The following is a 12,725-nucleotide window of genomic DNA, read 5'->3' on the forward strand; positions in this document are numbered from 1 at the left end:
CAACATAGTCTGGAAACGCTATAAAAAACCCTGTGGATCAAGGGGTTTGTGGCTACGCTTGTGATCCGCTCCCTTCTAGGAGGGCCAATTTCTGTTCCAGGAACGGCCGTAATGGACGAATGCGATGGCGCGGAAACACAAGCCCGAAAAGATCATTGGGAAACGACCGCCTGTCGAGGCTGTCATCAGGCCGGATTGAAACCGGTCCGTTTTCTGCTCCCGGTGAAAGCCCCGGATCGGCACGTTTGTGCCCGTCGGCAAAAGAGTTCCAAACTCTTCGAACCATGCCCATGCAGTGGTCGGGCTGACGGTCGTTGTTGCCGGCGGACTGCTGCATCGCACCCGCCCTGCCTGCAATGGGGGCTACCGCCTAACGTCATGTCATCACTGCCGAATTCAAAGGCGGGTGCGGCCCTTCGCTATGAGGAGAGCATAAATATCTCAACGAAAAATTCTATTTAGCGGCGATACTTAAGAGCTGCCGAAATTGGACAATGTTGAAATTAGATCTTAGCAGTGAAGATATTTCGATATGTTTTTTGAGGTTCCAATTTTATATTTAAATTCAGCGTCATGAATGCGCATTAAATTTGGTTATTTTCGCATTAACCACAGTCCATAACTTAGTGGTGGCCCCTTGGTGCTTACTGCACTCGGGTGCGTACATGTCGCTTCTCTTTGCGCCCATTCCTGTGGGCTACGGCCGGCATGGCCTTGATCGGGGCAGGACCGGCTCCGGCGCATGCCTATGTGCCCTCGGCAGCGTTCGGGGCCGTGATCGGATGCACAAGCGAGATTGCGCCAAAAACTCCCGCAGGATCCGCGGGATTTGAGGCAAGCAAGGGTTCGGCCATACTTGGTGGGCGGCCCAGTGCTCTCGATCTTATCAGCGCGCAGCAGACAAGTGACACCGAAGGCGGCGTATCACGGGCTGATGAACAGGTGCAACTCGCCGGAAACCCGCAGATATTCCTCTGTCCATGGGGGACTCTGGCCCCGGTGAGTGTCCCCCAAGATGAAGAACCGCGCCCGGCCAGCACTGTCGGATCGGACGCCTTCCTGGGCAGCACTCGGGTGTCTATCGGCATTACGCCTCTTGATCGCGCATGGCGCCGCGTTTCGAGCAGGAACCTTGATGCGCCGTTTGCCGGTTACGTCGCGAAGCAGGCGCAAGGTTCGGCCCTTGAGCATCTCGAGAGGGTCAATGCCTGGGTCAATCGCAAGATTGCCTTCGTTGAAGACAAGACCCTCTACGGCCAAGCAGACTACTGGGCGACCGCCTCCGAAACGCTTCGTCTGTTGAAGGGTGATTGTGAGGATTTCGCGATCCTCAAGTATCAGATTCTCGTGGATTCGGGGATCGATCCCGACTCGATCTTTCTCACCCTTGTCTGGGACAAGATACGCCGGCGCGACCATGCGGTGCTGATCGTGCGTCTGGAAGGATCCCATTACCTGCTCGACAGCGACTTTGATCAGGTCCTTCCGGCCGATATGTCATATGAATACTCGGCGAGAATGAGCTTCAATCAGCAGTCGGCCTGGCTTCATGGCTATACCGCAAAGGTCGAGAACGCGCAGACCTTGGAAAACAGACGCGTTGCCTATTTTTCCGACAGTGCGGTATCGAATGCTCTCGATACGGGTTTCATCAGATAAGATAGAATGCTTTTCGAGCCGGTTATGATTTCGACCTCGGTCATCATGCCGGGAACGATCGAAAATTTCTGGCCGTTCTTTTCGACGAAGCTCCGGTCCGTCTCTACTATGACGCGATAGTAGCTTTCGCGCTCTACCTCGTCATAAATACTGTCTGCTGAGACTTCGACGACTTTGCCGGTCAGACCACCATATGTGGAGAAGTCATAGGCCGTGACCTTCACATTGGCAGGGTCGCTCACGGATACGAAGCCGATGTCGCGCGGACTTACCCTCGCTTCGACCAGCAGGCGGTCGCCCACGGGGACAATCTGCATGATCGTTTCGCCCGCGTTCACGAAACCACCCTTGGTCGTGATCTGGAGGTTGTTGACGATCCCTGTTGCAGGCGAACGCAGTTCGTTCCGGTTGCGTCTGGCAGATGCTCCGCGGATGCTTTCCTCGTTGACCGCAATCCGGGTTTCAACCTCGCTGCGTTCATTGAGTGCCTGCTGCTGGAAATCGAGGCGCGCCGACTGGAATTCGGCCTGGGCCTCGCGAATGGCGGCGGAGGCTCGTCCGGATGCCTGTTGCGCTGCCGCAAGCCTTCCTCGCACATCGACCAGTTCTCGCTGGGCTGTGAGCAGTTCGGTCTGGGGAACAATGCCTTGAGCGGCCAGCGGCTCGAGCATCCGGACCTGCTCCTGCGCAAGTCTGGCGCTCTGCTGAAGTGAGGCAATAGTCGCTTCGGCTTCGCGAAGATCACGCCGGCGCTGGTCAATCGCAGCCGAAAGCGCAGATTCACGGCTTCGTGCCGCAGCAAGTCGCGCACGCTGCAACTTCTGTTCTTCCGCGCAAACCGAGCCCGGTTCGCAGCCCATTATCGATCCGGCCGCCTCGCCTTCGAGACGCGCCGCCCGCGCCGCGAGCCGTTCATTCTCGGTCTGAAGCTGGCCGAGCTCTGATGCGGCCATGCTGTCGTCAAGACGAACGAGGAGCTGGCCTTGTTTGACCTGTTCACCGCTGCGCACAAGGATGTCGGCCACGATCGCGGGTTCGGAGGGTTGAACGAGTTGAGCCTGACTGGATGGAATGACCTTGCCCATTCCGCGCGTGACCTCGTCAACCTCGGCGATGCTGCCCCACAGGATGGCGAGAGCAAGGGCCGCGGTTGATACGAGAATCAGCTTGCGGTTCGGATCCAGTGCTTCAAAGCGCTGCATCAAATTCATGGCAATGGCGTTCCCGGAGCGGTGATTTCTGGCGATGCGCTAGCTTGTGTGTGCTGTTGCTCAAGCGCGGATTGCAGCGATTTGCTGGCGGAGACCGGGTCTGGAATGGAAAGCTTCCAGCCCGCCGCCGGATCCATGCGGCCGCCGATATCATTATCCGCACGGCGCTCGCTCGGAATGCGCTGCAGATGGGCTGGCAAAGCTTCGCTCATCCCGTCCGAACGATCCGCGTCGAGGGTATTGCGGTGCTGCTGGTCAAACACGGGATAGTGTTCCTTCGCATTCCATCGTGCCGAGAACCGGACGGATCGGCCAGCTTGCCCGGGGAACCGATAGAAGATGTGCCGCCCTTCCGCGTACACTTTCTCCAGCCTGTAGGCCCAATAGGGCAAGACGTAATCGGCATGGTAGTGCGTGGCGGTGCCAACGGCTTGCTCCACGTGTCCGCGCAGCGCTGCCTTGGCTACCTCTCCCGATTGCTCCCAGAGATGCTGGAGCGGGCGACGCGCAAGCGAGCCATCGCATGTATAGCTGAACTGGCACACCGGATCGGTCCAACCCTGATAGACGACGCCGCAGATTGATGAAGGGTATGCCGGGTGGGCGACCCGATTGAGAATGACCTGCGCCACCGCTCGCTTGCCAGCCATGCTCTCGTTTGCTGCCTCGTAATAGATCGCCTCCGTCAGGCAGTGCAGTGCGGTCCGGTAGGTGGCGGTGCCTGCCGAGCCGGCATGGAAGGGTCTGGCGTTTCCGCTGGAAGTATTGACGAAGGGAATGCGGGCATTGCGCTCCTCGGCGCTCGAGATGCCGGTATCGAGCAGCGCTGATGGCTGGACTGTGAGTTTGTCCAACTCGCCAGCCAATCCGGCTGGCATCGCCGCAAGTACATCATCCGCCGCGCCCGCCGGGTTGGAAGGCGACGGAAAATTGGGGGCCGTCAGCAGCACAAGCATGGCGACACCGGCCATAAGCTTGAGCGGCTTTGTGTGGGCACCTGAAGGCGCGGCCTTCGACCATCCCGCCATCATGCATCCACCTTGGTGCGCAGGCTTTTCAGGATGTCGACCTTTGGTCCGTCCGCAACGATCCTGCCTTCGTTCAACACGATGATCCGGTCGCAGATATCGAACATCGCCGGACGATGCGTTGCCACCAACAGAGTCTGGTTTTTCGATAGCGCGGACCTCAGTTTCTCGACGAGCAAGGCCTCGGTATGGGAATCCATCGCGCCGCTCGGTTCATCAAGATAGAGCAGTTCGAACGGACTCATGAAGGCTCGCGACAGTGCCAGAAACGCTCGCTGGCCACCGGACAGGGTTCGCCCCTGCTCGCCCACTTCGCGATCAAACCCCGCCGCATCGCGGGTGAGATATCCGTCCGCGCCGGTCTTCACGAGCGCATCGATGATCTCCGCGTCCGATGCTCCGGGTGCACCAAGGGCGACGTTGTCACGGATGCTTCCGGTGAAAAGATTCGCATCCTGGCCCACGAAGCGGAAACTGCGCCGCAGTTCGGACGGGTAAAACTGGCGACTGTCGATGCCTTCGATCCTGATGGCCCCTTCGGTCGGCGGGTAGAGGCCGCAAATCAGGCGACCAAGAGTGGACTTGCCGGAGGCCACCCGTCCGACGACCGCGATGCGCTCGCCCGGCTCGATCTTGAGATTGATATCGCTGAGACTGGCAAGTTCGCTGCCCGGGTAGGCGAAGGACACACCTTCCAGTGTCACACGGTAGCCTTCCCGTTGGGACGGCGGCAGGCTGATGCTGCCTTGCTTTCTTTCGTCATCTGCGGCGAACAGCGCTTCGATCGAAGCGAGGGCTTCTCGGGCCTGCCGCCCGCGGGTCAGCAGGAATGCGATCTGGCCGGCCGGTGCAAGCGATCGTGCGGACAGCATGACAATGGCAATGATGGCGCCCATCGTGATCTTTCCGGCGGCAAAAAGATAATAGCCACCGACCACAAGCGAGACGCTGGAAATCTGCTGAAATGACGTCGCGAGCGCTATCGCATTCGATGAAATTTGTTTCAGCCGCAACTGCGACTGGCTTCCGATCCGTGCGAGGGACTGCCATTTGCCGAGCAGGCGACGCTCTCCCGCAATGCTCTTGAGGGTTTCCATTCCGGCCACCGCTTCGACAAGAACCGTCTGTTGAAGCCCCGTATCGGCCTGCACGTCCCGAGCGGCCTCTATCACCTTGCGCTGCAGGATGAGTCCGGCAATCGCCATCAGGGTGAGCGTGACCAGCGGAATAATGGCGAGCCAGCCAGCGATGTAGGCGATGACCGCGATGAACAGGACCAGAAAGGCAAGGTCGACGATCAGGACAACGGTGGTCGATGCGAAGAATTCGCGGACCAGAGCATATTCTCCCACTCTTGCGGCCAGCGCGCCGGTGCTGCCCCGGCGTCCACTCATCGGGGTCGACAGAATCCTCGAGAAGAGCTTTTGAGAAAGCTTGAGATCCAGCCTCCGGCCGATTTCGTCGACGACGTTGGTTCGCGCGGTCCTCAGCGCGAATTCAAGAATGAACGCAAGAACGACACCCGAAGTCAGGATCCAGAGCGAGGACTCGGCGCGGTTCGGGATGACACGATCATACACGTTCATCGAGAACAGGGGGAGCGTAAGCGCCAGCATGTTGACCAGGATCGAGGCCAGCAGCACGGCCCGAAATGCCTTGCGCTCCTTACGCAGCTCCGACCAGAACCAATGATTGCGACCCTTCGCGTGCCAGGGAGCATCCTTGGCACGAAGCGCGTCGGGGTTTGCCACCACACTGATGTATTCGCCTGCGAAGTCGCTGTCGAATTCGGACAGTGAAATCCACGAGGGTTCGCTTGCACCATCGGCAAAGGCGAGGACATCGGTTGCCGAAAACTCGAGCAGCGCCGCTACCGAACCGTCTTTCATCCGCGCAATCAGCGGATAGGCCTCAGGGCGTCTCGGCAACCGCTTGGCAGACGAGGCATCGTGATTGAAGCCGGCGATATCAAGCGCTGCACTTGCCTGATGAAACGGCAGTAAACCCGTTTCATCGCGCGGGAGTGATTCAAACAATATTCGCGGATCAGGCGTGCCGAAATGCATCGCAATCCTGACAATCGCCAGGATCAGAGGATCGCGTTCGGACACCTCCGCGTGTTGTTGTGAACCCTCCATTCAGATACTCCGGAACGCCTGCCACTATTCCGGGTAGCGACGTCTCTGCAATTCCGCCGGAACAGAGGGACCGTAATCAAAACGCTCGCGTTCCGCGGTGCCAGACCCCGTCCCCGGCGCAACATTAAGCGCGTTCAGGAAATTGTTGGTTGCCGCCAATACTTGATATTGGGCAAACAACTCGGAGAACCGCGCTGTTTCCCGGCGAACCTGGGTATTGAAGCGGGTGTTCTGCGCATCAAGGACATCGAGCAGCGACCTGCGTCCGATATTGAACTGGCTGCGGTACGAAAGGAGCAGATCGTCGCTTACTTGCGACTGCCGCTCGAGCGCGGAGAATACCGATTTCTGGGTGGTCATCGCCGTCCAGGCATTGCGCACATCCTCTTCCGCTTCGCGCACACGGTCATGCAGGCGAAACCGAGCCTCGCTTGCTCTGCGGGTCATCTCCTGAACCTGTGCAGCGCGGCGCCCTCCATCGAACAACTGCCAACGGATGTAGACACGGCCCTGCACATCATTGGTTTCCCCGCGGAAGCCGTCGATGTCTTCGCCGATCCGGCCTGTCACATCGACCCCGATCCTCGGAGCCAGTTCGCCTTTTGCCGACATGACCAGCGCGTTGGCTGCGTCAACATCTGCCTGCGCCTCGCGGACCAGCGGGTTGGCCGTGCGGGCCTGACCGATCGCCATTTCCTCGGATGCAGGAAGGTTCTGGGCGAGCGCGGGCGGCAGGTTGGCCCGCGTTATATCAAGGCCCGTCAGTCGCTGAAGCGAGGTCTTGGCGTTGGTCAGATCCTCTTCAGCTTCGGACTTCAGGACGATCGCGGCCTGCAGACGTTCCTCAGCCTGCTGCAAATCGGCGATGCTGATCGACCCCTGGGACACCCCTTCCGACAAGCTGGCGGTCATTTGCTCGTGAAACAGCACATTATCGGTTGCTGCCGCGACAATTCGTTCCTGCAGCAGAATGTTCAGGTACTGGCGAGCCACCTGCAGTGCGATGAATTCCGACCGCTCGAGCACTCGCAGGGACGCGCCATCAACCCGTGCCGCCTGCCGCAGCAATTCGCCGCGACGCCTGCCGAAATCGAAAAGTGTCCAGTCACCCCTGACCTGAGCTTCCAGCGGGTTGAGCCAGTTATTGGCAATTCCGAGCGCCCGGCGTGTCGCATTCTCCAGTCGGCGCACCCCCGCCGACGCTTCGACATCAATCGTCGGGAAATATAGCGATTGTGCCTGTTCCCGCTCGAACTGGATGGCTTCAGTGTTCATTTGCGCCTGAGCGATCTCGGGATTGGAGGCGATTGCAGTCTCGATCGCTTCCCGCATCGATACTGGTCCGGCCTCGTTCTGCGCCATCACCATGGACGAACACGTCGCCAGTGCGAAGGCGATGACCATTTTGCCTGTGGTATTCATCTTCAGCCTCCCCCAGTTACTTCACGGTAATTTCGACACGGCGGTTCTCCGGACTGCGTGTCCCGTCCGCCAGCGGCACGCGCGGATTTGATTCACCCTTGGCATCGACGCTGATCTGCGTGGCGGCGGGTACCTTGGCCCGCAACGCCGCGGCCACGACCTGGGCCCGTGCCTCGGACAGGCCCATGTTGTACTGGTCACTCCCTGCCTGATCGGTATGTCCGACCACTGCGAGAGCCTTCCAGCCGCAGACACCGGTTTGCTGTGCCACCGTATCCAGGATGGTCATGGCATCAGGCTGGATCTCGGTAGAATCGAACTCGAAGAATACAGTCACAAGGCCCGAGTCAGAGCAGAAATCCGGCCGGCGTGGCGGCGGAGGTGGCGGTGCGACCTGCACCACGGGTGGCGGTGCTTGCCGGCGCATCAGGTCATGCGCGCGTGCGCATTTCCTGATGCTCGGCGCGTCGCGGGTCGAGGACTTCATGTACCCCAGTGCAATCGCGCACTGGACCTTGGCCTCGAGCGCCCAGAGATGCCTGCTGTCATTCGCTGCAGTCACATTATTGTCCAGCGATGCGGCCAGCGCATCATCATAGCGCCGCGCAAGTTCATCCACGAGTGCATCATCACCCAGCGCCTCAAGTCCCGACGCATCGGTCGTTTGTGCGCTGGCGGCAGCTCCGAACAGGACGCTGCAGGCAATTCCAGATGTGAGCGCCAGTCTCGCAAGTCTCATATGAACATCCTCCCCTTGTTCCTGTCCCTCAACCATGCACCAGTGCAGCTTGCGCTGCCTCGTCGACCGCTGGCGGTTCAAACGCCGTGGCCGATGTCGGCAATCCACCGGAAAGGTCGAACGCCAGCAGATCAATAAGTTGGTCGGAACTTGCCGCGCCTGAAGCAATGTCGGCATTGCCTGAAGTTCCGGCAAACTCGTCGATGACCTTGTCGATGATCCCTCCGGCGAGGGCATCCGCCACGGTTTGCTCCGACAGGTCATTGCCGAGCAGATCGACTTGCGTGGGCATGGCCTTGTCTTCCGGCACGATCAGCAGCAGGGCATCCATCGTGTCCGCCGCAGACGGGGCCGGATCCGTTGCCGGAACATCGGTTCCAGATCCGGGTTCCGTCGTTTCGGCGGGTTCGCCGTCACCAAGCTTCGCGTCCACGGGTTGGACACTTGCCTCGTCCGCTGCGGGATGCTCGGGCTCGTTCTCTTCGGCGGAAGCTTCCGGCCCAATTGCCGCGCTGCCCGGCAGAGGGGTTTCTTCGCTTCCCAGCAGCAACAGGGCTTTCATCATCCCGGCGTCTGTCGCATCAGGACCATCAAAGACCAGCGCGCCCGGAAGAGGCGTCTCGTCGACGGCCCAGTCTTGTGACGGCACGGCTTCCTGTTCGTCCGCGGTATCGTCGAGCGGGTTGACGGTTGCCTCGTCCAGACCATCCGAAGCAGCAGTGCGCCCGCCGAGATCCAGCTCGGCTTTCGGTGCGACATTGTCGTCTTCCAGCATGCCTGTGCGCGAACCTTCGACGCTCGAGTCATCAGCGAAGGCCATGTTGCCGGCGACGATATTGCCGGTTGCATCGGCCGGGGTGCTGGAGCTTGCGGACTGGTTGAAGTTGCCTTGAGCCGCAGCTGACAGGGGTACGCCGACAAGTATCCCAGCCAGTGCCGCCTGGGTGATCGCATTCGGTGCAAGGCGTTGTTCGAGTGTGGAATTGACACTCTCGTGCCGCGGTGCGCGATTGCCTGGGAAGGGGAACATCATGAAGCCGATTGCGCTAGTGTCCTCGGCATTAACGTCCGGTGCAGCGTTAGTAGCAGAGACCACAAAACCAGCATCCGCCAAGTCAGCAAGAGTGCCATTGATCAAGAAGCTACCCGTACCGAATACCGTTACGTCGCCATTCGCAGTCGCATACCGTTGGCCATCGCTTGTGAGGTTTATCGCCGTGATGCCGAGATCACTCAAAGTGGTGAATTCGCCTTCATCGGTAACGCCATTGCTGTTGCGGTCTTGCCAGACGCCGAACTGGCTGAAAGCATTATCGCGTTCGTCGAGCACGCCATCTTTGTTGGAGTCATAATTGGCGGCTAGGCCTTCGAGATCAGTCTGGCCGTTCGTGCCGAAGATGATTTCTGAACCATTGTTGACAGCACCGTCACCGTTAAGGTCGATCGCAAGAATGCCATCGTCAGGAGCAGCCCAGGCCGTAAGCATGGCACCGGATCCGTAATCGAAAGAGGTACCTGCAGACAGACCGAGGAATTCGGCCCCATCTCCATCCATATCAAGGACGATAGGAGTGATCCGGTTGCCGATAAGCGTCGAAAGATTAGTGATTTGTGTGTTTTGTAGTTCGACAAGGATGTCATTTGCAGCGTCAGGGGTTGCTCCGACTTGCTGATAGATGAAGGTCCGGCCTCCAGCATTAAAGGCAACCGTCGCACCAGCGCTTCCGATGTCATTTCTTTGCAAATACTGCACGACAGCAGCCACATCTGCATCGGTGGTGATGGTCAGGGCCGTGGCAAAGGTGTTCGCATCATCGAAAGTAATTATCCCATTCGAGATTGAATGAGATTTCACGGTCTGACCGTTTATGGTCAGAGTGGAATCGTTGGTCGAACTGAAGTTGGCCAGCACCGGGGTGCCCACCAAGTCCAGCGTATCAAGCCCCAGTTCGAAGTCGGTGATCCGGTCGTAACCAGTGATAGTGCCGGAATTCCCCGTTCCGCCTACCAGCACTGAACTTTCGGCCGAGCTGATCCTGAACGTATCGGCACCCGCGCCGCCTGTGAGTGTATCTGCTCCGGTGCCACCCACGATCAGATCAATACCATCACCACCACTGATGATATCATTGCCTTCCTGACCATAGATGATGTCATTACCTTCGCCACCATCAATCGTGTCGTTGCCGCCGCTTCGACCGCTTTCGATTGCCAGGGTCGGGTGGTTCGCCTGAATATATGCAAGCGTGTCAGCCCGTGTCCAATCTCCACCGTTGCCTGCTGGATCAAGGCTTTCGTTGTTCGTCCGATTTTCAAGTGTCTGGAAAACCGCGAAGCCAGACCCGGGCGCGAGGTTGACACCGAGTTGCGCCGCCAATTGATCCGTAAAGAGTACATCGCCGAAGATGATGTCATTGCCAGCACCGCCATTGATCGTATCATTGGCGGCTGCCGCCAAGTCTGTCGAACCGCCCCGAACCTGAAGCACCGCTGCCAATTGCTCGCCCGTCGTGACGTTGGTAGCGCTTCCGGTGCCGCCATTGGCGATGCCGTCTTCGACATCGCTAAGCCTCGCTAGCAATGCCGAAGTTACATTGATCCCGATTGCCTCGATCGAATATCCTTGCGCAAGAATTTGCTGGGGCTCGTTTGTACCGTCCGAACCCAGAATCTGGGCCATCGCCAGATTGATGTTGTCGGTCGTCTCGCTACCTGTGCCGCCAAGATTTCCGCTGCTGTTGATCCAGTAGGTTGGGTTGCCATCGGATACGAAGACAACATCGTTGACGTCAGCGTTCGCGATCCCGTTGCCGCCATTGATCCATTCCAAGGCGGTCAACAGACCGTCTTCGAAATTGGTGCCACCACCAAGACCCATCGAATCCACGGCAGTCTTTGCATCTTGGACTGAATCGGCCTGCACCACTCCGTTCACGATCAGGTCAAAGGTACCCAGGTTTTGTCCGAAGGTATCGAAATCGATCACTGTGACTCTGATATTTTCGGCGCCTGATGCAGCCAGACTGTCAATCAGGTCCTTCACACCGATCTTCAGCGCTGCCAACCGCGTCGTGGAGCTGCCGTTGAATGTGATGGTGTTACCCATGCTCCCGGAACTGTCGAGCACAAGCACGATATTCGCGTCTTGTCCGGGAGTAATGGTAACGGCGCCAGGGTCACCGACGAGTATATCGTCCAGATTTCCCCCTTGAATTGGGCCATCCAAAGGCCCGGCGGGGTTTGGAACTGCGTGATCCGTTCCTTCTCCAGGCTCATCGTCTTCCGCTGAACCGACAATGAAAATTGGAACGTCCGTGTTCGCGACAGCAATTTGCTGAAGTGCTTGTGACTGGTCGCCGTCGCCATCGGTTATCCGGTAAAGGAAGTCGGCCGTCTGGTCGTCTCCACTGGGGTTTGACAGAGGGTCGAATGTCCAGTCTCCATTGGCACTGAAAGTATAGGTGCCTTGCAGGCCGGTGACAGTCGTGGTGCCCACGCTGGCAATATCAAACCACGTCGTGCCACCATCGATCGAGATCTGGCTCAAGACAGCCCCGTCTGCTCCTAGCGTATCATTGGCTAGGAGATTGACACCTGCTGTTACACCTGCGGTCTCGTCCAGAGTCAGAACCGCTCCGGAAACAGCACTCGGCACATCATCGATGATGCGCACATCGAGGCTGGCGGTGGCATCGGATCCGTCGGTGTCGGTGACGATGACCTCGAAGCTCTCGAATGCGCTGTCCTCGCCGCTTGCGGTGTGGTCGATGGGGTCCTGGAGGAGATAGGCGTAGCTGATGGTGGCGCCGATGACGGTGCCATTGGCATCGGTGACGGGTGTGAAGCCGGTGATGGTCAGCAGGCCCGCGGGTGTGTCGATGGTCTGGCCGGGGATGAAGGCGCCGTTTGCGAAGATCGTGACCCCGGCGATGGTGACGGTGTCGAGGCCGTCGGGGGTCTCGATGGTGAATGTGCCGGTGCGGGTGAGCGCGGCGGCATCGGGCGATGAGCCGTCGGCGAGGTCATCCTCGTCGACCACGACTTCGCCGCCGTTGACATCCAGGCCGTTGATGACGACGCCGTCATCGGCGCCGTTGATGGTGATGGTCAGGGTGGTGGTTGCGGTGTCGCCGTCGCCATCGGTGATGGTGTAGGTGAACACCTCGGTGAGGGTCTCGCCGGCGGCGAGGCCCTGGACCAGCGGGTTGTTGTTGTCGAGCACGTAGCTGTAGCTGCCGTCGGCATTGAGCGTGAGCGTGCCATAGAGCCCCGCGAGCGCGGTGCCGACGGTTCCGGTGGTGGCGCCGAAGGCGACGGCGGTGACGCTTGCGCCGTCTGCGCCGCGCAGGTCGGCGACCCCGTCGGTGGTGTTGGCGTCGCTGCCGCCGGTGCCGGTCAGGACATTGCCGTCGGCGACCAGCGGTCCATCCTCGGTGACGCTGTCGGCGTCGGCATTGGCGGTTGGCACATCATCGATGATGCGCACATCGAGGCTGGCGGTGGCATCGGATCCGTCGCGGTCCTGTGC

8 protein-coding genes are annotated in these 12,725 nt (G+C 59.3%); 1 reads left to right on the top strand and 7 read right to left on the bottom strand.

The genetic code is table 11. The annotated features are described in order from the left end of the window. Positions 1-52: 52 nt before the first annotated feature. Positions 53-337 carry a hypothetical protein gene (locus I603_RS14610; RefSeq protein ID WP_143736663.1) on the bottom strand — a complete coding sequence of 95 codons (285 nt, stop codon included), beginning with the start codon at positions 335-337 and terminating at the stop codon, positions 53-55. Between the two features lie 371 nt (positions 338-708). Here I603_RS14610 and I603_RS12390 point away from each other — a divergent pair, with 371 nt between their 5' ends. After that, positions 709-1,659, top strand: coding sequence for a transglutaminase-like cysteine peptidase (locus I603_RS12390; protein WP_068865547.1), 951 nt, complete (start codon positions 709-711; stop codon positions 1,657-1,659). Here I603_RS12390 and I603_RS12395 read toward each other — a convergent pair. The 6 genes from I603_RS12395 to I603_RS12420 all read right to left on the bottom strand — a co-directional run. Continuing rightward, positions 1,605-2,861 carry an HlyD family type I secretion periplasmic adaptor subunit gene (locus tag I603_RS12395; protein WP_232305378.1) on the bottom strand — a complete coding sequence of 419 codons (1,257 nt, stop codon included), beginning with the start codon at positions 2,859-2,861 and terminating at the stop codon, positions 1,605-1,607. The genes I603_RS12390 and I603_RS12395 overlap by 55 nt on opposite strands. 5 nt (positions 2,862-2,866) lie before the next feature. Then, entirely contained in the window at positions 2,867-3,901 is a 1,035-nt protein-coding gene (locus tag I603_RS12400) for a cell wall hydrolase (RefSeq protein ID WP_084440100.1), read from the bottom strand. After that, entirely contained in the window at positions 3,898-6,036 is a 2,139-nt protein-coding gene (locus tag I603_RS12405; RefSeq protein ID WP_068865550.1) for a type I secretion system permease/ATPase, read from the bottom strand. The genes I603_RS12400 and I603_RS12405 overlap by 4 nt, the downstream gene beginning before the upstream one ends. Positions 6,037-6,060: 24 nt before the next feature. Continuing rightward, entirely contained in the window at positions 6,061-7,458 is a 1,398-nt protein-coding gene (locus tag I603_RS12410) for a TolC family protein (protein WP_232305379.1), read from the bottom strand. Positions 7,459-7,474: 16 nt separating this feature from the next. After that, positions 7,475-8,197, bottom strand: coding sequence for an OmpA family protein (locus tag I603_RS12415; RefSeq protein WP_068865551.1), 723 nt, complete (start codon positions 8,195-8,197; stop codon positions 7,475-7,477). Positions 8,198-8,225: 28 nt separating this feature from the next. After that, positions 8,226-12,725: beta strand repeat-containing protein (locus I603_RS12420; RefSeq protein WP_157090874.1), on the bottom strand; the 4,500-nt coding region annotated here is incomplete at its 5' end.

Source organism: Erythrobacter dokdonensis DSW-74 (genome assembly GCF_001677335.1).
Classification (GTDB): Bacteria; Pseudomonadota; Alphaproteobacteria; order Sphingomonadales; family Sphingomonadaceae; genus Erythrobacter; species Erythrobacter dokdonensis.